This is a genomic window from Anabaena sp. EIM26, from assembly GCF_057568715.1.
In genome coordinates this window covers 1,428,268-1,453,957 of the sequence record NZ_CM172472.1, presented here as the reverse complement: position 1 = coordinate 1,453,957, position 25,690 = coordinate 1,428,268, and the positions used below count along the sequence as shown (strand labels likewise).

At 40.3% G+C, this 25,690-nt stretch carries 11 protein-coding genes and 1 pseudogene; 3 read left to right on the top strand and 9 right to left on the bottom strand.

Annotation, left to right across the window (positions count from 1 at the left end):
* Window positions 1–24: 24 nt before the first annotated feature.
* The 9 genes from AC012T_RS06160 to AC012T_RS06120 form a co-directional block, all read right to left on the bottom strand.
* The gene (locus tag AC012T_RS06160; RefSeq protein WP_487064028.1) at window positions 25–2,499 is read right to left on the bottom strand and encodes a two-partner secretion domain-containing protein; all 2,475 of its coding nucleotides are present in this window, start codon (window positions 2,497–2,499) and stop codon (window positions 25–27) included.
* Window positions 2,500–2,574: 75 nt separating this feature from the next.
* Window positions 2,575–5,559: a two-partner secretion domain-containing protein gene (locus AC012T_RS06155; protein ID WP_487064026.1), complete on the bottom strand. Its 2,985-nt coding sequence runs from the start codon at window positions 5,557–5,559 to the stop codon at window positions 2,575–2,577.
* Between the two features lie 66 nt (window positions 5,560–5,625).
* A complete protein-coding gene (locus tag AC012T_RS06150) occupies window positions 5,626–8,145 on the bottom strand; it encodes a two-partner secretion domain-containing protein (protein ID WP_487064024.1) in 2,520 nt (839 codons plus the stop codon).
* 164 nt (window positions 8,146–8,309) lie between these two features.
* A complete protein-coding gene (locus AC012T_RS06145; protein WP_487064022.1) occupies window positions 8,310–11,063 on the bottom strand; it encodes a two-partner secretion domain-containing protein in 2,754 nt (917 codons plus the stop codon).
* Between the two features lie 62 nt (window positions 11,064–11,125).
* A complete protein-coding gene (locus tag AC012T_RS06140) occupies window positions 11,126–12,466 on the bottom strand; it encodes a transposase (RefSeq protein WP_487059178.1) in 1,341 nt (446 codons plus the stop codon).
* 119 nt (window positions 12,467–12,585) lie between these two features.
* Window positions 12,586–15,096, bottom strand: coding sequence for a two-partner secretion domain-containing protein (locus tag AC012T_RS06135; RefSeq protein ID WP_487064020.1), 2,511 nt, complete (start codon window positions 15,094–15,096; stop codon window positions 12,586–12,588).
* 234 nt (window positions 15,097–15,330) lie between these two features.
* The gene (locus tag AC012T_RS06130; RefSeq protein WP_487066480.1) at window positions 15,331–16,989 is read right to left on the bottom strand and encodes a ShlB/FhaC/HecB family hemolysin secretion/activation protein; all 1,659 of its coding nucleotides are present in this window, start codon (window positions 16,987–16,989) and stop codon (window positions 15,331–15,333) included.
* Between the two features lie 1,517 nt (window positions 16,990–18,506).
* A complete protein-coding gene (locus AC012T_RS06125) occupies window positions 18,507–18,662 on the bottom strand; it encodes a toxin-antitoxin system HicB family antitoxin (protein WP_487064018.1) in 156 nt (51 codons plus the stop codon).
* A gap of 11 nt (window positions 18,663–18,673) precedes the next feature.
* A complete protein-coding gene (locus tag AC012T_RS06120; RefSeq protein WP_487064016.1) occupies window positions 18,674–20,338 on the bottom strand; it encodes a DUF262 domain-containing protein in 1,665 nt (554 codons plus the stop codon).
* A 298-nt stretch (window positions 20,339–20,636) separates the two neighbouring features.
* Here AC012T_RS06120 and argZ point away from each other — a divergent pair, with 298 nt between their 5' ends.
* The 3 genes and pseudogenes from argZ to AC012T_RS06105 all read left to right on the top strand — a co-directional run bounded on the left by argZ (window position 20,637) and on the right by AC012T_RS06105 (window position 25,667).
* The gene (gene argZ, locus AC012T_RS06115; protein WP_487064014.1) at window positions 20,637–22,748 is read left to right on the top strand and encodes a bifunctional arginine dihydrolase/ornithine cyclodeaminase; all 2,112 of its coding nucleotides are present in this window, start codon (window positions 20,637–20,639) and stop codon (window positions 22,746–22,748) included.
* Window positions 22,749–22,791: 43 nt separating this feature from the next.
* A pseudogene (locus AC012T_RS06110) lies at window positions 22,792–23,067 on the top strand (DUF2085 domain-containing protein); the annotation flags it as partial.
* 92 nt (window positions 23,068–23,159) lie between these two features.
* Entirely contained in the window at window positions 23,160–25,667 is a 2,508-nt protein-coding gene (locus AC012T_RS06105; RefSeq protein ID WP_487064012.1) for a U32 family peptidase, read from the top strand.
* Window positions 25,668–25,690: the final 23 nt, after the last annotated feature.

Genomic DNA, 25,690 nt, shown 5'->3' with positions numbered 1-25,690 from the left:
CAAATAGGCATTTTTATAACATGACTAACTTTTAGTAACGGCAGCACAGGTTAATGATGGTTGCATCTGCATGGGAGATTTATCTGCAATTAACTCAATTTTACCGATCGCATTACGATGCCAAGAAGTAGCTGAAATCAAAGTTCTTGAAGATTCGGGTATTTGGGCTGATGCACTATTTCCACGATATGCAGATATGTCCCGGATATCCGACCAAGTGTTTAGGTGTAGTCCGTCGTAGATATCGCTCTTGATTTCTTGATTAGGATTTTGAGGTATTCCACCCCGTCCCGTCGCCACAAAACTACTACCAGTATTATTGGCACAACCTGTAGCTATTTGTTGGGATGGGTCAGTTACATTTGTTGGTAGTTCTACTAAACCAGAACTGGGGTCAACATCAACTGTATTAACTTGAACCGTACCACTGAGACCAAATTGGGAACTGGCAGTGATGTCGTTTTCTGGAGTCAGGCGATCGCGGTACTGTAGCCCAAAAATACCTTGAGTGTTAATCTGAATATTACCGCCCTGACCAAGAAATGCGTTAGCAATGATATCACTGTCTTCTAATCCCACAATAATCGGAGAGTTGATGCTGATGTTGCCACCATTGCCCATATTGCCTGCTGTGGCAGTAATATTACTACCCTGACGCAAAATTAAGGTATCTGTTTGGAGATTAATTCCGCCTCCTTGTCCTGAATTTGTACTAGCCAAAATTTTTCCAGAGCGATTGAGGTTGATGGTTTCAGCATTAATGTAGAGACTCCCCGCATTACCCACTCCTTGATGATCGACCCGTACCTGTCCACCATCTGTAATTTCTAAGTGTGGTGTATTAATCATCAGGTCGCCTGAATTCCCTGTAGGCAGAGCAGACAGTCCAAAAGCTTTCTGAAAGGATAAAGGTAGAACTGGGGCGCTAGCACTGACATTGGCAGTTTTACCTGATGCCTCACTGACTCCACTAACACTAATTTTTTGGGAAACATTGACTCGTAAAGTTCCAGCATTACCTTGACCCAAGGTGGAGGCTGAAACACCTGCTCCTTTGCGTATGCTCAATTGCGGTGTATTCACTGTCACGTCTCCCCCATCACCTCTGTTAAAGCTGACAGTTCCGATTAAGCTAGCACTGAAGCTAATGGGTGTTTCTCCTTGCAATTCAATGAAATCAGCAGCATTGACACTAACGTTTCCAGTTGAGCCGCTACCAAAACTTGCCCCTGTAATCGAACCGCCATCTTGCATTTTTAGGTGTCGTGTTGTGACTTGAATATCACCGGCTCGTCCTCTGCCATAGGTTTCTGACATGATACCACTACGAGTAGTACCGGGTTTCAAGGGGGAAAACCCAATGAGTTGGATGGAATCTGCCTGGACGACGATATTTCCTGCTATTCCCTCTGCAAAAGTATGAGCATTAATTTTTGCGCCATCTTGGAGTATTAATTGAGGTGCAGTAATGATAACGTTACCACCAGTGCCGGCGATCGCATTTGTCCCCACTAGACTTTGGGTAAATCCATAGTTCCCAACGGCTTGCATTGTCAAGGAATCAGTGGCATCAACCTGAATTTTCCGAGCCAATTGATTTCCCTGGTTAATTGACAAAATTGCAGAACCTTGATTAATACTAATATTTCTCCCTTGGAGGTGAATCGAACCTCCAGATAAACCACTGGTGTTCACAAGAGCTTGACTCGAAAATCTAATATCGCCATACTTTTGTAGATTTCTGTAGTCAAAATTCCAGTCAGGAGATACTATACTCAAGTTAATCGTTCCATCTGCGCCACTACCAAGTTCTAGATGACCAGCAGAAGCATTCAAAATCCCACCATCTAAAATAATCTCTCCCCCCAAGAGTGCTAGTGTTTTTCCTACAGGAACTTGCAAGCCATTGGGAGTGTTTCCGATTTCTAGCGGGATGTTATTTCCTTCAATCAAACGGTGTCCAGTGTTATTAACAGTAATTTTTCCTGGATGTTGCCCCATCTGTAAGCCAATTGGCACACTCATTGTTAACAATGAGGACGTATCAAGGTTATTTATACTAAATTCCGTTCCATCAGCAAATTTTATACTCTTGGCAGTTGTGGCGACAAATGAACCACCAATATTTAAGCTGGCATTTTGCCCAAAAATTATGCCGGCTGGGTTGAGTAGGAATAAATTGGCACTCCCATTAGCACTGATTGAACCATCAATGTAGGAAGTATTACCTCCTGTGACCCGACTAAAAATATTTTGGATATCTAAAGCGTTGTTGAAGAATGCAGAACCTTGGCTAGGAATGGAAAACTGACTGAAGCTATGAAATAAATTATTGCCGACGCGATCGCCATTGGTAATGGTGAAGTTATGATCATTTTGGGAGACGGTAGTTTTGACGGTACCATCGGGAATTACTTGAGCATTAACCCAATTGCTGCAAATCCCAGATGTTAACAACATTCCACTCATTAAAGTCAACCAAGTACAAATAACTTTCATCGCCTCACCCCCATTTTTAACTACCTATATATAGGTTTCCCAATTTTGTATTTTTAATAACAAACTTAGAGGTAGTCATGAACTTTTAGGAATGGCAGTACAGGTTAAGGTTTGTTGGACTTGAGTAGAAGATTGATCGGCTAGTAATTCTATTTTGCCGAGCGCATTACGATGCCAAGAAGTAGCTGGGACAAGATTTTGTGGAGATTGGGGTATTTGGGCTGTAATTGCGCTATTTCCACGATATGCAGAGATGTCCCGAATATCAGACCAAGAGCCTAAGCGCAGCCAGTCGTAGATATCGTTCTCTATCTTTTGATTAGGATTTTGCGGTATTCCCCCTCGTCCTGTAGCCACAAAACTACTACCACTCGTGTCTGCACATCCCATAGCTATTTGTTGTGATGTGTCTGTCACATTTTCTGGTAATTTCACTAAACCAGAATTGGGGTCAACTCCAATATTATTAATATCTACTGTACCACTAATGCCAAATTGGGAACTAGCTGTAATATCACTTTCTAGGGTAAGTTGGTCGCGGAATTTTAAGCCAAAGATGCCTTGAGTAGTAATGTTGATATTGCCACCATCACCATTCAAAGCGTTGGCAATGATATCGCTGTTTTCAAACCCAACAATCACCGGAGCGTTGATGTTGATATTGCCACCATTACCATTACTACCTGCCTCGACATTAATTTGACTTTCATTACGACTCAAAAGTATATTTGTTAATGCTAGATTGATGTTACCGCCTTTTCCAGATGCCGTAGTTGCATTAATTGCTCCAGTATCTAAAAATAATCGGTCAGCTTGGATTTTTAACTCTCCTGCATTACCAATACCTTGATGAGTGACGCTGATAACACCTCGATTACGTATGGTTAATTGCTGAGTATTGATGTTGATAACACCTGTGTTACCGGTGGGAGAGTCTGGAAGCTTAAACAAGTCACGATTAATGGCATCTAAAAGGGAGGCATTAGCAATGATCACTGCAAAATTATTTTCACCATCTATTAGAATGTCATTGGCTTGGATTGTCAAAGTCCCAGCATCACCAGTTCCCACAGTCGAGTTACTGATGATCCCACCATTAAGAACGAGTAATTGATTGGTTGTGATGGTGACATCTCCAGGTTTGGCACTGCTATAGTTGACGCTATTTAAAGTACTACTGCTGCCACTTATAGGATTGATACCGCTAATGATTAAGCGATCGCTTACATTTAAAGTAACAGCGCCATTGCTTCCCAGATTACTGACCTGGTTAGGATCTCCAAGTCCACCAATCACTGGTACAGTAATCACTCCCAAGGTAGCACCATCTTGGATAGATAGTATTGGTGTCGTTATTAAGACATTGCCAGTATTACCAGAGCCAGTGCTGAGACTGCCAATAAAGCTGTTTTGGGAGGCAGAAATGGGTGACACTCCGACTAAATTGATAGCTTCTCCTACAACTAATGTAATATCTCCAGCATTGCCAATTCCTGTACCAGGTATGCCCGACAAGCGAGAAGTAATGGTGCTAATTGTTCCCCCATCAATGAGATTTAATTTATCTGAAGAAACCCTGATATTGCCACTATTCCCAATCCCAAATGTGAGAGCATTAATACCACTGGGCTGAGACCCAATGGGATTCAATCCCAAGGCATAAATCTCATCTGCACCATCAACCGAAATATTTCCACCCCGTCCAGTTGCTCCAGGAGATACGGTTGTTCTGACTGAAGCACCATCTTCCAGTATGAGTTTTCGAGCTACCAGGGCAACATCTCCCCCATTTCCCGCTCCATAGATTTGACTGGCGATACGGCTATTAATATTAGTAGAGAAGAAGAAAGGAGATTGCAGAGCAACGACACCATTAACAGCAATGGTATCTGCTACCACTTCCACTTTACCTGCGTCTCCTGCACCTAAACTGAGGGTTTCAATGCCTGCACCATCTTGTAAAGTCAAATTACCAGCTTTAATGTTTATTGCTCCCCCATTTCCAGTTGCTCCTGGAGTCACCTGATTGACAATCCAGGCGCTGGGAGCTTGAGCAGAAGGATTTACACCACCCAGAAAGAGCGATCGCTCTGCATTCACTGTAATATTACCACCTTGCCCAGTTCCTACTGTGGCAGCAGCAAGTTGGGATTGATCCAAGGTGATATCTCGCCCTACGACTTGAATACCCCCAAAAGGATTGCCTACAGGATCGGGATTCCATAGAGAAGAACGCCCCGTAAATTTTATATCTCGAAAATTTTCAATTTGTGCATAACCTAATTGCCATCCTGCGGGTGTGGGAGTCAAATTTACAGTCCCACTACCCACCGCACCCACTTCAATTCGACCTGCAAGGGCAGTAATCACACCGCCCGTAAAGGTGACATCTCCTCCAACTAAGGCGATGGTTTTTCCCGGAGAAGCTACTATTCCCAAGTTACTTGTAGGCACAATGCTATCATTGCCTTGACCCTGCACCTGAATCTGACTGCTAGAATCACCTAATTGCAAACCAATGGGTACGCTCATCGTTAACAATGGTGAATTATTCGTATTCACTGCACTAAATTCTGTGCCATCGGCAAATTTAATACTATTTGCTGTCGTCCCCACAAACGACCCACTAATATTCAAGCTGGCATTGTCACCAAATATAATTCCGTTGGGATTCATCAAAAATAAACTAGCAGGATGATTACCGTTGAGAGTCTGAATCAATCCATCAATATGGGAAATATTTCCACCTGTCACCCGACTAAATATGGTTGTAATGTTGGGCGTATTGCTTAAATCAAAGGTTGCTGAACCACCTGTAGGTACTGAGAAATTACTAAAGCTGTGAAATAAGTTATTACCTTTTTCAATGCCATTCAGGATATTGAAATTATTACCACTTGGGTTAACAATGGTGTTAGTTGTCCCATCAGATGTGACTTGAGCCATACCTACGGTTGGCTTTGCCATCGCACCGAGACTCCATAGAAATATCGCTGTGAGCATCATTCCTGGAGTTAATAACCCAGTTGTTAACATCAATAGAAAGGGTCTAACTCTCATGGCTAATAATTTCCTGGACTTAATTTAAACTTATTGTTCCCTATAAAGGCCTTTTTCATAACATGACTAACTTTTAGAAGCCGCAGCACAGGTTAATGATTGTTGCACCTGCATGGGAGATTTATCTGCGATTAACTCAATTTTACCGATCGCATTACGATGCCAAGAAGTAGCTGAGATCAGAGATTTGGTCGATGGGGTTATTTGGGCTGTAACTGCGCTCTTGCCATTATATACAGAGATATCACGGATATCAGTCCAAGAGCCTAAGCGTAGCCAGTTGTAGACATCATTCCTTGCCTGTTGAGTGGGATTTTGCGGTATTCCACCCCGTCCTGTGGCGACAAAACTGCTGCCAGTATTATGAGAACAACCTGTAGCTATTTGTTGTGATGAGTCTGTCACATCCTCTGGTAACTCCACTAAACCGGAATTGGGATCAACGCCAATATTATGAATATCTACCGTACCATTCACACCAAATTGAGAACTTGCTGTAATATCGTTTTCCGAAGTGAGTTCGTTGCGGTATTTTAACCCGAATATGCCTTGGGTCGTGATGTTAATATTACCGCCATTACCTTGGACTGCATTGGCGACGATATCACTATTTTCTAATCCCAGAATGATGGGGGCGTTGATGGTGATGTTGCCTCCATTACCAATACCACCTGCATTAGTAACAAGTGAACTACCATGACGCATGATCAAGTCGTTTGCTTGGATAAAAATGTTACCACCTTCACCCTCAGCCGTCGCGGCAGTAAGACTACCACCATTGTCGAGTTGGATTGAACCCGCATTAATTTCAAGTTTTCCAGCATCGCCGACACCTTGATGATCAACCCCGACAATCGCCCCGTCTGTAATCTCCAAATGCGAGGTATTGAGGATGAGTTTGCCTGTATTACCTGTGATCACATCTGGTAATCCAAATAGTTGTCGAATGGGTAGTGCAAGCAATTCTCCCCTAGCACCAATTCGACTAGGAAGACCAGAAGTACTACCGACTCCACTGACTTCAACTTTATCTGAAACATTGATGGATAAATCTCCGCCATTGCCACTATTTACGGTAGAGGCAACTATACCTCCTCCATCTCGCAAGCTTAGTTTAGGGGTGTTAATAGTTAAGTGACCTGCATTTGCTTGGCTAAACGTGCCTGCTACTATTACACTTGCAGCCATATTTTGTGAGTTTTCTCCGATCACTTCGATGAAGTCAGAAGCATCAATAGTGGTATTACCTCCTGCGCCATTTCCCCAGGGAGAATTGCCGATTACAGCACCATCTAAAACCTGTAATTTGCTGGTAACTACTCGAATATCACCACTTTTCCCAGAACCTCTGGTAATTGTGTTCAGTGAACTAGCAAATCCGCTAATCGGTGATAGTCCCACAATCTGAAGCAAATCTCCAATTTCGACAGAGATATTACTTCCTGCACCTTGACCAAAATTGATTCCATGAAGTGCGCCCCCATCTTGGAGGAATAACTGTGAGGCAGAAACTATGATATTACCCCCTCCAGCATTGCCGAAGTTATCAGCACGTAACAGACTTTGTGGAAATCCATTAGTGCCAATGCCCCCCAGTGTTAACGATCCACTCGCATTAACGCTGATATCGCCGGCATTACCACTTCCTTGATTAACTAATAAGGCCGCAGAAGCATCATTCAAGCTAATATTTCGACCTTGGAAATGAATAGAACCCGCAGGAGTACCACTAGCATCAGTCAGGGATTGATGGGAAAGCTGAATATTACCAAATTGCTGGAGATTGCCATAATCAAAACTCCAAATAGGAAATGAGGTGTTGAGATTAACTGTGCCATTACTAACGCTACCAAGTTCAATATGTCCAGAAGGTGCATTTAAAACGCCACCATCTAAAGCGATTTCTCCTCCTACTAATGCCAGGGTATTGTCAGAGTTAACGCTTAACCCCAGCGGATTGTTGCTGCGATCTGGAGAAGAGATCAAAGGGTGAATCAGGAATGTTAAACTATGTCCGCTATTCTGGACGTTGATTGCACCGGGATTACTTCCCATCTGTAAACCCACAGGTATACTCATAGTCAATAAGGGGCTACCTGAAGCATTCTCAGCGCTAAAATCTACACCATCAGCAAATTTAATACTATTTGCCGTTGTTCCTACAAAGGACCCGCTGATATCCAACTTGGCATTTTCACCAAATACAATCCCTGCTGGATTCATTAAAAATAAACTGACTGGATGATTACCGTTGAGAGTTTGCATCAAGCCATCAATATGGGAAACAGTTCCACCTGTTACCCGACTAAATATAGTTGTAATATTGGGCGTATTGTTTAAATCAAATTTTGCTGAACCACCTGTAGGTATAGAAAAATTACTAAAGCTATGGAATAAGTTATGACCTTTTTCAATGCCGTTAAGAATAGTAAAATCATTATTAATTGAGTTGACAGTGGTATTGGTAGTACCATCAGATGTGACTTGAGCTATTGCACCGAGACTCCATAGAAATATTGCTGTTAGCATAATCCCTGGAGTTAATAACCCAGTTGTTAACATAAATATAAAAGGTCTAACTCTCATAGCTAATAATTTCCTGGACTTGATTTAAACTTATTGTTCCCTAAATGGCTTCTTTTATAACCAGGACTTACGCAAAACAGAATGGAAGTAGGGGTAATTCATGAATTACCCCTACCCAAGAATCAGGTTTTGAGTCCAATCTTGCGTAAGTCCTAATAACATGATTAACTTTTAGTAACGGCAGCACAGGTTAATAATTGTTGCAACTGCATGGGAGATTTATCTGCAATTAACTCAATTTTGCCGATCGCATTACGATGCCAGGAAGTAGCTGAGATCAGAGATTTATTCAATGGGGGTGTTTGGGCTGTAACTGCGCTCTTGCCACGATATGCAGAGATATCACGGATATCAGTCCAAGAGCCTAGACCTAGCCAGTTGTAGACATCGTTATTTGCCTGTTGAGTGGGATTTTGGGGTATTCCACCCCGTCCCGTGGCGACAAAACTGCTGCCAGTATTATGAGAACAACCTGTAGCTATTTGTTGTGATGAGTCTGTCACATTCTCTGGTAATTCCACTAAACCAGAACTGGGGTCAACGCCAAAATTGTTAATGTCTACTGTCCCACTAAGCCCAAATTGGGAACTAGCTGTAATATCACTTTCTGGGGTGAGTTGGTCGCGGAATTCTATTCCAAATAAACCCTGAGTTTGAATATCAATATTGCCACCAGCCCCTTCAATAGCATTGGCAGTAATATCGCTGTTTTCTAAACTAATAATAATCGGTGCATGAATGCTGATATTGCCGCCTGTGGCTGTACCTGTGGCATTGGTACTAATTTTACCGCCATAACGCATCAATAGAATATCAGTATTGAGAGTCATATTACCGCGATCGCCTGCGGAAACTTCTGAAAGCAGACTTCCTCCTCGTTCCAGCTTGATTTGCTTGGCATTAATGAGCAAGTTCCCTGAGTTACCACCCCCTGTATTACTAACGGAAATTTGCCCATGATCCAGAACATTGAGCCGATTCGCCACTAGATTAACTGAACCAGCATCAGAGGTGGTAGTAGAAGCAGCCGTAATGCTACTGGGGAGAATGCGACCATCTGTTAAGGGTTGGGAATTACCTTCTATAGTTATATTGTTGACTTGCAAGTTGATATTACCTGCCGCACCATTGCCATCTGTAGAAGAGGTAATTTGTCCACCATTGAAGACGTGCAGATTGTCCGCTGTCAGGTTAATCGTCCCCCCTGAACCAATAACTTCATTACCCAGAGAAGCCGTGATACCTGTGATGCTTCTGCTATATCCATCTATGACTGGATCACTAACTTTTATTTCCCTTGCCTGAATGTCAATACTCCCAGCCGTACCCTGCGCCGCCGGTATTTTTCCAAAGAATGTGTCACCAGCACCTGCCAATCCACTAGTAATAGTGCCACCATTAGCCAAAACCAGACTACCTGTGTCAATTGAGATACGACCGCCTTGTCCTGTTGCTCCAGATTCGATCGAAGCGAGAACGGCACTGGCAATACTGCTGGTGGGGTCAGTTCCCCGAATCTCAAGACTCTCCGCAGCATGAATAGAGACTTCTCCCGCCGTGCCATTCCCTCTCAACAAACTGCTACTGATACGACCGCCATCGAGCAGATGAATCCGTTGGGCATCAATCGCAACCCGTCCACTCTGATTGTTGTTTCCAGCGGTGATTAACGTGCCAATGCTACTCACAATGCCCAAAGGAAGATCTGTTTGGTATCCCATCAGGTCTACATCAGTAGCACGAATGGTAATATCTCCGGCGTTCGAGTTGTTGCCAGATGTTGAGGACTGAATCCAAGCGCCATTAGCTAACTGTAAACGTTGGGTTTCGATGGTTATATTTCCTGCTTGTCCAGTTGTTGGTAGTCCTGACGGTGGAAAAAAATTAAATTGATTACCTACTGATGTGTTAATACCAGAAAGGATAAGTTGTCCCGCAGCCGAGACTCCCAAAAGCTCAACAAATTCTGTAGTTTGAATATTAACATCTTTTCCTCGTCCAGCCGAGGTGCTGGAACTAATATTCGACCCATCCTGAAGCGTCAAACCCCGTCCGCGAATGTTGATTGCTCCGCCATTGATTCCACCTGCATCAATAGAGGAGGATTGCCGTAGTGAAATATTGCCCCAATTGGCTGTGGTTGGAGCAGAAGTTAGTTGCCATGCCGCTTGATTATCTATCGCAATCTGAGCATTCTGCACTGCCCAGAGTTCGATTCGTCCGGCTGAAGCCTTCAGATTGGCTGCTGTCATGTCAATCTGTTTGCCCACCAAAGCCAGAGTTTGCTCGGTCTGCACTTGTAAGCCAGAAGCCAGATTTGCTGGTTGCACTCCTTGCACTTGTATCGCTCCAGCATTTACCCCAAGTTGCAAACCAACAGGTACACTCATCGTCAATAATGTTGGTTCAGTGGGATTTACAGCACTAAATTCTGTGCCATCGGCAAATTTAATACTATTGGCTGTCGTTCCTACAAACGAGCCACCAATATTCAACTGAGCGTTTTCTCCAAATATAATTCCCTTAGGATTCATCAAAAATAAACTGGTGGGATGATTACCGTTGAGAGTCTGAATCAAGCCATCAATATGAGAAATATTTCCACCTGTTACCCGACTAAATATGGTTGTAATGTTGGGCGTATTGCTTAAATCAAAGGTTGCTGAACCACCTGTAGGTACTGAGAAATTACTAAAGCTGTGAAATAAGTTATTACCTTTTTCAATGCCATTCAGGATATTGAAATTATTACCACTTGGGTTAACAATGGTGTTAGTTGTCCCATCAGATGTCACCTGAGCCATACCTACGGTCGGCTTTGCCATCGCACCGAGACTCCATAGAAGTATAGCTGTGAGCATGATTCCTGGAGTTAATAACCCAGTTGTTAACATCAATAGAAAGTGTCTAACTCTCATTGCTAATAATTTCCTGGAATTGATTTAAACTTATTGTTCCCTATAACAATACTGTAGCCAAATTACGAGGGTTCAACGGCTGTAGAAGCATTGTGAATACGACCAAGAGAGGTAAGCTTGGCAAAAATCTGGGATAATAAAATAGGCTCAGGCTGTTGCGGAAGCATTTTTAATATTTCCCGAACATATCGAAAACCCCGACAATAAGCCTGAAGATCAACAATGCCAGCACCGGGATTATCTTCACGAAACTGAGCTAGAAGATAATGAGACAAATTGACCATAAAAAAAGAAAGATTAACAGCATTAGTCACAGCAGTTTGACCTCTGTTCATAAAATCTTCCAATCCCCAAAACTGTTTGGCATCTCGGAAATTAAATTCGATTTGGAAGCGCAACTTATAGTAGTCAATTATTTTTTCAGATGATAAAGTTAAGTCACTAGAAAACAGAATTACGTGACTGCGAGCATTAGTTTTGAGATTGGTTTTCACCAAAATAACTACATTCAGTGGTTGGCCAAATTCTTTGTGCAGTAGAGTAGCTTGATAAGTATCAGTTTTAATATCTTCTTCAAGACTACTTTGACGCAAATATGCCCCAGGAATATTACGCCAGTCCAACTTCTCTCCGTATTTACGACGGGAACGATGATTAGGGTCAGGATTGTGGTAAGGTATATATAATGCCGAATCGTGACGTAACTTGGAAATTATGTGTAACTTTACCTGCCTAGCCATCTGCAAAGCATTATTGTTCCCAAAGTGACCATCTACGACCAAGTAAGTGAGGGGAATAAAGTTAGCTATTAACTTAAATAGCTCATTAATCATCTTCTTAATTCTTAGCAATTCAGGTGTAAAAGTCACCTCCTTTTTATTTTTGTTTTTACTTCCTTTTGGTCGTCCCCGTCCACGTTTTTCTTGAGGTTTTACTTCTGGACTTGGCGAGACACTACTTTTTTCTACATCGCTTTTTATTACCTGTTCTATCTGAATCGGAAATGAGTGTCTTTGTTGAACACTTACTAATGATAATGTAAAGAAAGATAGTCCCAATATTGGTTTACTTATTAGACTGGAAAAGAACCTATCTAATCCATAGGTTTTTTTCCCGGCTTTGCTTATTACTACTTCGTCTCCTGCCAACAAATAAACATCATTTGGGCAGAACAAATGCCGCCGAAAAAACACCCAGAACACCGTTGTCCACGGTATGACTGTACGAAAAAATCTGATTACCGTCCGATAACTACCACCACTAAGCGTCCAACGCGATATTCCCAACATTGTGACTCGCCCGCTCATGGCTAACATGGCCGTGATGATCTGGCTTAACTGCCGCATCGTCGTCACTTTTATTTCTGGTAGTAGGCATTGCAACAGTGCTAGTATGTCAAACATGGGCTGTATGTGGCTTTCGAGTTGTCGTTGTGGAAGACTATAACTCTACTACATCAGCCCTCTTTTTATACTCTTTTTTTGGCTACAGTATTGCTATAAAGGCCTTATTTATAACAGGATTAACTTTTAGGAACAGCAGCACAGGTTAATGATTGTTGCACCTGCATGGGAGATTTATCTGCAATTAACTCAATTTTGCCTTCAGGATTACGTCGCCAAGAAGTAGCTGAAATCAAAGTTTTTGGAGATGGGGGTATTTGGGCTGATGCAAAATTTCCACGATATGCAGAGATGTCACGGATATCTGACCAAGTGCCTAGGTATAGTCCGTCATAAACATCGCTCCTCACGTCCTGTGTAGGATTTGATGGTACACCACCCCGTCCTGTGGCTACAAAACTACTGCCTTGGGTTGGAAAACAACCTGTGGCAATTTGCTGGGATGGATCATTCACATTAGTTGGTAGTTCTACTAAGCCAGAATTAGGGTCAATACCAAAATTGTTAATCTCTACGGTTCCGTTAACCCCAAATTGGGAACTGGCAGTAATATCACTTTCAAAGGTAAGTTGGTCACGGAATTGCAAGCCGAAAATCCCTTGCGTGGAAATATCAATATTTCCACCTTTGCCATTGACGGCATTAGCAATAATATCACTGTTTTCTAAACCGACAATGTTCGGGGCATTAATCGTAATATTGCCACCATTGCCACTACCACCAGCTTCTGCATTAATAAAACTGCCATTACGCATTAATAATATATCCTGCATACGGAGTTCTATGTTGCCCCCTTCACCGACTTTTGTGGATGCGGAAAGACTGGCATTTTTATCAAGATATAAGGTATTCGCATTAATTTTTAAAATACCTGCATCACCTAGAACTTCGTTTTGAACAAAAACTCTTCCCCCATCATGAATGGTTAATTTAGGAGTATTAATTGTGACGCTACCGGCTTTCGCAGTAGAGTTTCTATTATCACTATTCCCGATAGCGAATAAACGGGCGACCGCTCCAATGTAACTGGGATTTTGTAGGTCTTTGATTCCGCCTACGTCGATTGAGTCAGTGGCATTGATGGTAAGATTGCCTGCATTCCCAATATTTACAGTAGAAACTGAAACTAAGCCCCCATCTTGAATCGACAGTGTGCGGGTATCCAGTTGAAGATTGCCGGCATCCCCAGAACTAAAAGTATTAGCTGATAGCAGACTAATCAATAAAGATCCTGGGAGGGTATTTAAACTTGATACCTGAACAGTATCGGCATTGATATTAACGTTACCACCATTGCCAGTGGCAAAGCTTCTAGTACCAACATTGCCACCACCAAAAATTGTCAGGCGATCAGTAGAGAGCCATAAATCTCCACCGTGACCACTTCCATAAGTTGCAGCCATTAACACGCCAAAGATTGGGTTAAGAGAAGGATTAGCAGGTTGAATCCCACCTACTGACACTTCATTTGCTTTGACGACGATATTACCACTTCTTGCAGAATTATAGGTACGGTTAATAACGATCGCACCTTGATCAATGGTTAGTTTTGGGGTTGTGATGGCAATATTTCCTGCTGACCCCGCTTTTAGAGTTTCATTGACTATACCACTGGAACTTTGAAAGTCTGAAGACATACCAATCACTTGTAACGATTCTGTGGCATTGATGGTAATATCACCCGCAGTCTGGCTACCTAAATTTTGTACTACCACCAAAGAACCATCCCGCAGATCGATCTGTTTTCCCTGAATTTGTATCGAGCCCGGAGTCGTTCCACTAACAGATGCTACAGCACGTTGGCTCATTTGAATATTACCAAAGCTATAGTTGTCGTGAGGATAGCTAAGTGTTAAAGCTGAGGAAGTGAGATTAATATTTACATTGCCTTGGGTGATGCTTCCTAGTTCTATTCGTCCTCCTGGTGCAGACAAAAAGCTACTGTTGAGGAAAAGATCCCCACCCACCAGAGCTAGTGTTTTTTCTGAGGACAGGTTTAACCCATTGAAACTGGTTAATCCAGAAATAGGACTTGTACCATTTAATTTGTGATTATGCCCTGTTCCCTCAACGGAAATTGTTCCCGGATGACCACCAAACTGTAGCCCAATTGGTACACTCATAGTCAGCAAAGGAGCGGTATTGGCCTGCACTCCACTAAACTCAGTCCCATCACTAAACTGAATGCTATTAGCCGTTGTCCCCACAAATGAACCACCAATATTCAACGAGGCGTTTTCACCAAACACAATTCCCGCTGGATTCATTAAAAATAAACTGACTGGATTATTACTGTTGAGTGTTTGAATCAAGCCATCAATATGGGAAATATTTCCACCTGTCACTCGACTAAATATAGTTGTAATGTTGGGCGTATTGGTTAAATCAAAATTAGCAGAACCACCTGTAGGCACTGAAAAATTACTGAAGCTATGAAATAAATTATTACCTTTTTCAATACCATTAAGAATATTAAAATTATTGCCATTTGGGTTAACGATGGTGTTAGTTGTCCCATCAGATGTGACCTGAGCCAAGGCACCACGACTCCAAAGGAGTATTGCTGTGAGTATGATTCCTGGAGTCAATAACCCAGTTGTTAACATCAATAGAAAGGGTCTAACTCTCATGACTAATAATTTCCTTAACTTGATTACTGTAGAAATATCACTGTTATCAAACCCCATGAGCAGATTGAGTCCATCTTAGAATCGCTCTTGATTGCCTGAGTTGGATTTTATTAATTTGGGAAAAGGTTAAAGGTTTTTCTTCCTCCTTCCCTTTTCCCTTTAGAAATAAAGACCAATTCCCTTATCTGAAATGTTCATGGTTGAAGTGATCAGATTGCTTGTTGATTGCCTCTTTTAAAATGGTGAATAGCTCACTGAAAAGTACAAACCATTTTCCTGGAGACTACGTTTTTCACCCTCCACGGAAACCAGCGGAATACCCCAATCTAGACGGGCTGAGAAGTTATTACCCTGTTTCCACAGCAGTCCTAAGCCGGTACCCACTAATGTACTTGTTGATGGATTATCTCCCTGGGTGTTCCAACCTTGACCCACATCAATAAAAGGTGTTAGTTGTAGCACTCCACCAATTTTAGCGGCACGCACTATCGGCAACCGCAATTCTGCTGAAAACAACAATCCATTATCTGTAAGTAATGTGTCTTGGCGATAGCCCCGCACACTGATTTGTCCACCAAGACCAAATTGCTCTAATGGTACTAGGGAATCTGCTGCTAATTGCAAATCGCCCCTGACTAAAAACAGGGTGTCAGATGCCAATTTTCGCACCCACTGCGCCTGTCCTCGCCAAGCGAAAAAGCGGCTATCTGGAGCATTGTCACTGACGTTAGCCCCAAACCAATCGACACCAAAGCTAAATTGCGATCGCATTGCAAAGACTTGGCTGGTGCTGCGCTGGGTATAATCCTGAAAAAAGCGTAGGGCAGATATGTTAGTTTTACCGTCGGCATCTGCACCAGGTGATAAAGGAAACCCACCAATATTATCCAGACCTAATTCAGTTTGGCTTTCTTGCCGTGAGAATGATAGCCCCATTGCTAATTCTTGAGTGGGCTTTTGTATGAGTGGTTGGCGATAACTCAATTCGTAAGATGTGGTATTTGATTGAATATCCAGAACGCTGAACGGTTCTTCAATCACGCGGTTCCAACCTTGGTTAAAACCTAAAGATATGGTGCCATTGTGGGCATTAATTGGTAGTTTGTAATTCACATTGATGGCATTACTACCATCGGTATTGGCGTATCCTATGCTGAGGGTATCACCTAAACCGAGTAAATTGGCTTCTTGGAGATCTATTCCGCGTCGAAAACTACCCACACTAGGCGATCGCCCATTATCTATGGTTGTGGTGAGGGAGAATGTGTCGGCTTCTTGCACTTCTACTTGCAATATATTGGTTCCCGGAATTACACCCATCTGTAACTCTGCTGAGAGGTTTTGAATGCGCGGATCGAGGCGAAGCATTTGTAATTTTTCCATTAAGCGCGGTACATTCAGGGGTTTTTTAGCACCTAGTTGAATGCGATCGCGAATGTATCCAGTCTGTAATCGTCGATTACCAGTAATCTTGATTTCTTGCAGACTACCTTCGATTACCTGAATTTTGACTGTCCCAGCTTCTAGTGTCTGCGGTGTAATCAACGCCCCTGTGGTGACATAACCTTTGTCAGTGTAAAACTTGGTGATGACATCTTTGATTTGTAGCAACTCTACAAATGTTAATTCCTTGCCCACAAAAGGCTCTGTAATTGCAGCAAATTGCTCTGGGCTGAAAACTGTACTTCCGACAACTTCAATGCGATCGACTTGAAATTTAGCATTAGAGTCATCCTGCCCTGGTATTGATTGATCCGGTATTTCCAAGGGAGGAAGTAGTTGTTCTTCTGGCATTGATGGCTGTGGTAGCACATCCGAAGGTAAGGGATTGATCTCTGATGGTAGTGAAGTGGGATTGGGAGTTTGAGCGTAGACGTAGCCCGTCCTAGACATCGCTTGTTGATAGTTGCACAGCAAAGTTGCTGCCGCAAAGCTGCAAGCAAAAAGTTTTTTCTCAGGTGTAATACTTAAATTATTATTAAATATTTTCGTAAAAAAAACGCATACTCTCTCAAATGCTTCTAGTCGTTCTTTGACTTCTTTTTCTCGACCATATAATTTTTCGGGAATGGTCAAGCAATGTCTAATCTCTCGCTCTTCTAACCCAAAAGATTCGCTAACTACAGGGTTTCGATCAGTTTCTCGATGCTTGCGACAAACCATTGTCCTGGAACCATTATAGAGTTTTTCAGTTATCTGATATCTGGAAATACTAAACATATTGGCAAATCGGTAGTGGTAAACACCAGAACTAACCCTTTCAAGGTGTATTAATCTTCTGTATTCTTTGGGCTAGAACTTTAGCAGTAGAGACGTGAGATTTGTTCTTGAGGTAAGTTCTTTGTGGTTGAGCAATCATCACGATTAGGCTGCTCCAAGCTTACCTTGACTCGGCACATTTTTAATATATGTCCATCATCTACACTTCACATAATGTTTTAATCAAACAGTACACTCCTAACGCTTTGATGTAATCAAAAAAAAACCATCATTCGCCTACTAAGTTATACTCTGATGCTATCGGATGAAAAAGTAGCCTTTTTGACTAGCATATCAAAGATTAATAACTTTCTACTATACTGTTCTTTCCCACTATATTCAAACCCTGATTTCTCATCAAGAGATAAAAACAAGAAGTCAAAAACGGCGAAATTGTATATATAGAAGGCATTCTGGAGCCTATAAAACATGACCACAATGATAACAGACTTTATATCAAAGTGGTCAATTAGTAGTATTGTTAAAGTATAATTTTTTTCTGCTACGGGGAAAACTGATCAGAGAAAGTGGAAACCGCAGTAAGTATTTCTACAGAAATACGAGTTTTCACGCATAAGCAATTAGTCCCTAACCTTCATAGCTTTATTTTTTCTATAGAAACATACATATACTAGTTTTAATCTATGATAAGTCCCAGATTTTTCTATTTCACTCGGTTCTTGTTCTGAAAAGAATTTTTGCATTGTTAAAATGGCATTTGCAATATAAAATATTGTTCTTGTCTTTTTTTTACAAATGAAAAAAATATTCATGCTCCTAATTTTGTTGTAAAAGCAAAATAGAAATGATCTAGTAATTCATTTATATCCTCATTTTTATACATATAATACTAATTTTATGTGAGACTGCACATAGTTCTGAAATCCCTTGATTAATCCATCTTTATCTATGTTTATCTGCGTTCAATTATTATTAATATTTTTTGATTTGGAAGTCTCTTATTTTCTACTGTTATTTTTTGGGGCATAAAAATTAAATTTTCTTTTGATAAATATGCTTTTATCTACACAGTTATTAGCCGCACCATAACACATTTTAGCCTTATTCACTTAGAACCGATTTAATTGATTTTCAGAGGCTTTTCCTAAACCTTGTAACAGTTTTTTAAAACTCTGTTCTTGCTCAATTATTTATCTTTCTGGTGTTGCTTGAATAAAATCAATGGATACAATTTGGCAGGTTAAAGCGTAAACTATATATTGGTTCAAAGAAACAGCTTCAGTTTCAGCTAACTGGATTAACTGTTTGTGTAGTGTTTCTGGTAATCTCAGTGTTAATTTACTCATAAACATTTTGGCTATTGTACTAATTTACTTAACATCTCATTTTGTCTTGTTTTGAGTATTGTTGTATTCCATTCCTGATAAGTTGCGAAAATCTTACTGCTTGGAAAAATATCAATTTTACCTTTCAAGTAGCGTTCTTTTTTTTCTTCAAAATCAAGATTGCTTAATGTTGAATTTTTTCGTGTGCTAATCAGAACAAGATTTCCTAACTTGTTTGTCCAATTTTTTCTTTCATCATCTGTAAAAACTGATTTCCATTGACTAGAATCTTTGGGGTTTTGCGGTAAAATATGTTCTACACTTATAGTTTTATAATTGGAAAGATAAACTGTATTATCTCCATTTAAATGCTCATATTTTAAGAGGATATATTTTGCAAAATGTTTTCCGTAAATTTGTCCATTTAAAATATTAAACAACTCATTATTATTTACTTCAAAAATAGTTTTATTTAATAAAATATCATCGGAATTATTATTATTTTCAATTTCTTTGAGAATTCTATTCATGTTATCTCCACGTTGAGTAGGAGTGGATTGTAAAATCCAATCACTGGTGAATTTATATTCTAAGTTTTTTAAAAATTCTAATATATTTGATTTGCCAAATTTATGATAAAATGCTAACAAAGGTGCTATCCAATCACTAGAAGATAACCCAAAATTCATTATGGTGACGAGATTCTTGTATTCGTTGTCTAAGTTTATTCCATCTGTATTTGTCAAAATGATAACTTTATCATAGTTTTCCTTTGTGGTATCAATATAGTCAATACTCTCTTTGCCTTTTTTTAGTAGATTTTTCTTGTAAATATTTTCTTCAAATTCATCTAATAAATTTAACCGAGCCTTCTCTTTAACCAATATTGTTCTTATAAAAGAGAGAAACCGATCAAATTCATTACCAAAATCTTCTTCGATTTTTTCCCATTTTTTGGCATACTTATCACGGATCTCTTCCGAAATTTGACCAATATTTATTGATTTCAAAATATCAGCATTCGTTAATGGAGTGCCACGATTGTTTAATATAGTAAATAATCTAAAAGCATCTTCTTGATTTTCTGTAGAAACATATATAAATACTGGTTTTAATCCCAGATAAGCTCCAAAGTTTTCTATTTCGGTTGCTTCTTTTTTAGAAAAGAATTTTTGCATTGTTAAAATGGCGTTTGCAATATGAGATATAGAAACATTTTTATCTTTACAATAATCTACAATTTGTTTATCTTTAGTACCAGATTGTGTGGCAATATATTTATTAATAAATTCTTCTACATTATCTCGAATTTTGTATATTATTCTTATTCTTTCTGGATCACCTTCAAATATATCTTCTTCTTGAATTATTCTATGATGGCATGATTTTTTTAACTTTTCATTTTCTGTTATATCGCGCAAAACTGCCATCAAAATTAGAAAAGTTGTAAGTCTTTGCTGACCATCCAAAACCTCATATTCATTAAACTTGATTTGCTCTGTTTTTTTCAAAACAAGTGAACCCAAAAAATATTCATTCTCATATTTGGTTTCAAAAGCGAACCAGAGATCATCGAGTAATTCATTTATATTATCACTTTCCCACACATAAGACCGTTGATATTCAGGAATTATGAACCAAAAATGAGAATATATGAATTTAATTTCTTTCTTTTCTGCAACTATCTTGTGTGCCATAAAAATTTAATTTCCTTATAAAATACAAAAGCTCTACTTAGCTTAGTATATAAATATGCTTTTGTATACACGGTTATTAGCCGCACCATAACATCCCCCATAACACATTTTTCCCTCCTATCACTCACATTGTCCCTAGTGGTAATAGAATAGGAGCGATGCCTACGGCGAGTGAAGCGATCGCCTGATAAAGCCTACCAAGAGCAAAAGGTAGGGATTAAGTAGCAGATTTGACAGAAGTAGAACACCAAAACTCTGTATCCAGAAGAGATTACTGAAAAGCGAAGTAAAAATTTTTATGGTTTCCCAAATTCGGTTTTTAATGTGCGCTCCTGACCATTATGATGTGGATTATGTGATTAATCCTTGGATGGAAGGGAATATTCACAAGTCCTCACGCGATCGCGCGGTGGAACAATGGAATAAATTATACAACGTTATCAAAAATCACGCCATTGTTGATTTAGTTGCCCCAGAAAAAGGCTGGCCTGATATGGTATTCAGTGCCAATGCAGGTTTAGTCCTCGGTGAAAATGTCGTTCTTAGCCGTTTTTTACATAAAGAACGCCAAGGTGAAGAACCGTATTTTCAACAATGGTTTGAACAAAACGGTTATAATGTTTACACTCTGCCTAAAGACCTGCCCTTTGAAGGTGCTGGTGACGCACTCCTAGACAGAGAAGGGCGCTGGTTATGGGCTGGATACGGTTTTCGGTCAGAATTAGATTCTCACCCCTACCTGGCTAAATGGCTGGACATTGAGGTGATTTCTCTGCGGTTGATGGATGAGCGTTTTTATCACCTTGATACCTGCTTCTGTCCTTTAGCAAATGGTTATTTGCTGTATTACCCTGGTGCTTTTGATTCCTACTCTAACCGCGTCATTGAAATGCGTGTCGCACCTGAAAAACGGATCGCTATTACTGAAGCTGATGCTGTTAACTTCGCTTGTAATGCGGTGAATGTGGAAAGCATCGTCATTATGAACAAAGCCAGTGAAAGTTTAAAATCACGTTTGGCTGAAGTTGGTTTTCAAGTGATTGAAACACCTTTAACCGAATTTCTCAAAGCTGGTGGTGCGGCTAAATGCTTGACTTTGCGGGTGACGGAACCAATTGGTGATGAAATTCACGCTAACGCATCCGTAGAAAGTCGTGTTATCCGCATGGAAGGACACCTACTAGATGCAGGTTTGATTAACCGCGCATTAGATTTGATTGTGGAAATGGGGGGAAGTTTCCAAGTTCTCAAATTCAACTTGGGAGAACAACGTCAAAGTACATCTGCGGCTGAGGTGAGGGTATCTGCACCATCCCATGAAGTGATGGAAGAAATTATCTCGCAGTTGATTGATTTGGGTGCGGTTGATTTACCCCAAGATGAACGGGATTCTAAGTTAGAACCTGTGATCCAAGCGGGTGTAGCGCCTGATGATTTCTATGTCAGCACGATTTATCCCACTGAAATCCGGGTAAATGGGGAATGGCTGAAAGTGCAGAATCAACGCATGGATGGTGCGATCGCAATTTCTCAAACTCCTAATGGTATTGTAGCTAAGTGTAAACTATTGCGTGATTTAGAAATAGGCGACAAGGTAGTTGTTGATGTTTTAGGTATTCGCACCGTCCGCAAAGCCGAATCACGAGAACAACGCAATTCCCAAGAATTCAGCTTTATGTCTTCTGGTGTTTCCAGTGAAAGACGGGTGGAATTAGTTGTTGAACAGGTAGCTTGGGAATTACGCAAAATTAAGGATAGCGGTGGTAAAGTCGTTGTTACGGCTGGGCCTGTGGTGATTCACACAGGTGGTGGTGAACATCTCTGTCGGTTAGTTCGAGAAGGTTACGTTCAAGGTCTTTTGGGTGGAAATGCGATCGCAGTTCATGATATGGAACAAAATATCTTGGGTACATCCCTAGGTGTGGATATGAAGCGGGGTGTAGCTGTGCGGGGTGGACACCGACATCACTTGAAGGTGATTAATACTGTCCGTCGTTTTGGTAGCATTGCTAAAGCGGTAGAAGCGGGAGTAGTGAAAAGTGGGGTGATGTATGAGTGCGTGAAAAATAACATTCCCTTTTCCCTCGCTGGTTCAATTCGGGATGATGGCCCCTTACCCGATACCCAAATGAACTTGATTTTAGCACAACAGGAATATTCTAAAATCATTGAAGGTGCAGATATGATTTTGATGCTGTCTTCTATGCTGCATTCTATCGGGGTGGGAAATATGACTCCTGCGGGTGTGAAGATGGTCTGTGTGGACATTAACCCAGCGGTAGTGACTAAATTGAGCGATCGCGGTTCAATAGAATCAGTAGGTGTGGTGACTGATGTGGGTTTGTTCCTCAGTCTGTTAACTCAGCAGTTGGATAAGTTGACAAGTCCTTATGTTGCTAAGGTAGGTTAAGAATTTTCTCACGCAGAGACGCAAAGACGCAAAGGGTTTTCCGGTGCGTTTTTGTGTCTTTGTTTTTTTCAGGGGTTTACAGGTTAATTGGGTGAGTTTTTTTGCTGATTTCCTGTTAGCTGGAATGGTTTTAGATCTTCCTATTGCTCATTTTTTGGCTGCGTCTGCTGTGTTTCCGGGTATTGCAGACATTACATTACTTACTTTATGGGTAATCATAAATATGTTCGCAGCCTACGCTTGATTTGGAGTTAGCACCACCTTATATATAATTGCAGTTTGTATGCATTGCTGTACAAAAATAACGGAGTTATATTTATATAATACCAAATTAGATTAGCTTCCCCTGTCCCACAATCTCACCCCAATTTAGATACAATCTATAAGCTGAACTAAACCTGACTAACCAAAATGACAAGCACCCCTACCCTCAAACTCCCCGAAATCCTAGCACCTGCGGGTAATTGGGAATGTGCCAAAGCAGCAGTAGAAAATGGTGCTGATGCAATTTACTTTGGTTTAGACAAGTTTAACGCGCGGATGAGGGCTGAGAATTTCACCGAAGCAGACTTACCGGAATTAATGGAATTTCTGCACCTACGAGGAGTGAAAGGTTACGTCACCCTGAATACTCTGATTTTCCCTCAAGAACTCACTGAAGCACAGCAATACCTCAAAACTATCATTTCTGCGGGTGTTGATGCTGTCATTGTTCAAGACATTGGTATTTGTCGTCTAATTCGTCATCTTTCCCCCGACTTTCCCATTCACGCTTCAACGCAGATGACTATTACCAGTGCTGCGGGGGTAGAATTTGCTAAATCGCTTGGTTGTCAATTGGTAGTTTTAGCGCGGGAATGTTCTATTACAGAAATTAATAAAATTCAACAACAAATAGTTCAAAAAAATACTTCCCTACCTTTAGAAGTTTTCGTTCACGGTGCTTTGTGCGTCGCATATTCTGGACAATGTTTAACTAGTGAAGCACTGGGGGGACGTTCTGCAAATCGGGGAGAATGCGCTCAAGCTTGCAGAATGCCTTATGATTTAATTGCAGATGGTGAAGTTGTTAATTTAGGTAATCGGAAATATTTACTTAGTCCTCAAGATTTAGCAGGTTTAGAAGTTTTACCAGAGTTGGTTAAATCTGGAGTGACTTGTTTAAAAATTGAAGGACGTTTGAAAGCACCGGAATATGTTGCTAACGTTACCCAAGTTTATCGAAAAGCTTTAGATAGAATTATGGCAACAAATGTAGAGACGTTCCATGGAACGTCTCTACTACAAACATTTTCTAGTAGAGAAAAAGATCAATATAGTCTAGAAATGGCTTTTTCTCGTGGACTGTATACAGGTTGGTTTGAGGGAATTAATAATCAAGAGTTAGTTCATGCAAATTTCGGGAAAAAACGCGGTGTTTATTTAGGAGAAGTTACCCGCATTAGCAATGAACAAATAACAGTAAAATTAGAAGCACCAGTTAAACCAGGTGACGGAATCGTTTTTGATTGTGGACATCCAGAAACGCAGGAAGAAGGGGGAAGAATATATGCAGTTGTGGAAAAAGGGAAAGAAGCAATATTAAGCTTTGGTAGAAATAATTTAAATTTTCGACGGATAAATATAGGTGATAAAGTTTGGAAAACTAATGATCCAGAACTTGATAAACAAATTCGTCAAAGTTATGCTGGAGAAAATCCCCAATTTCAACGACCGATTAATATAGAAGTGTATGGAGAAATTGGAGAAAACTTAATAGCGATCGCTCGTGATCAATTTGGTAATATAGTCCAAGTAGAATCAGAAATATTGCTAGTAGAAGCACACACTAAACCTCTCACTACAGAAAGGGTAAAAGAACAATTTGGACGTTTAGGAAATACTCCTTTTTATTTAGACGACTTTATAAATAATCTCAACGGGAATATTATGTTACCTGTGAGTGAATTAAACCGAATGCGTCGGGAAATAGTCACTCAATTAGAAAAATTAAGAAGAAAACCCAAACTTTGGCAATTAAATCATCATGGAAAATGGCAAGATTTAATTACTTCCCATTTTTCCCCTATTTCAGCTTTCCCTTCCTTGATTGTTTTAGTCAGAAACATCAAGCAACTCAAAGCAGTATTAACAGCAGATATCAAAACTATATACTGTGAATTTGAAAATCCTCGCAATTATCAAGAAGCAGTCAAAATAGTGCGAGAATGTGAAAAAGAAATCAATATCTTTGTTGCACCACCCCGCATAACTAAACCTGGAGAAACCTGGATTTTAAAACAAGTCCGCGCTGCGAATGCTGATGGTTATTTAATTAGAAATTATGACCAATTAGAATATTTTGCTAATGAAAGATGTATTGCTGACTTTTCTTTAAATATCGCTAACCCACTCACAGCAGACTATTTGAAACAACGTTTTAATTTAGAAAGATTAACAGCATCCTACGACTTAAATATTAACCAACTCGAAGATTTAATTACAAATTATCCACCTCAAAACTTTGAAGTGACAATTCACCAACGAATACCAATGTTTCACATGGAACACTGCGTATTTTGCGCTTTCTTATCTGAAGGAACAGATTATACTAACTGTGGCAGACCTTGCGAAAAACTAGAAGTCAAAATTAAAGACAGAGTAGGTAGTGAACACATTCTTAAAGCTGACGCAGGATGCCGGAATACAGTATATAATAGCACGGCTCAAACTGGTGCAGAATATGTACAAAGGCTAATATCATTAGGTTTACAGCACTTCCGGATTGAATTTCTCAACGAAACACCGGAACAAGTAATAAAAACAATACACCGTTATAATCAACTCCTCCAAGGAGAAATCAACGGTTCTCAACTTTGGAGAGAATTAAAACTACAAAACCAATTAGGTGTAACCCGTGGTGCGTTAAGTAAAATATAGCTAAATTGCAATAAGTAGTATTA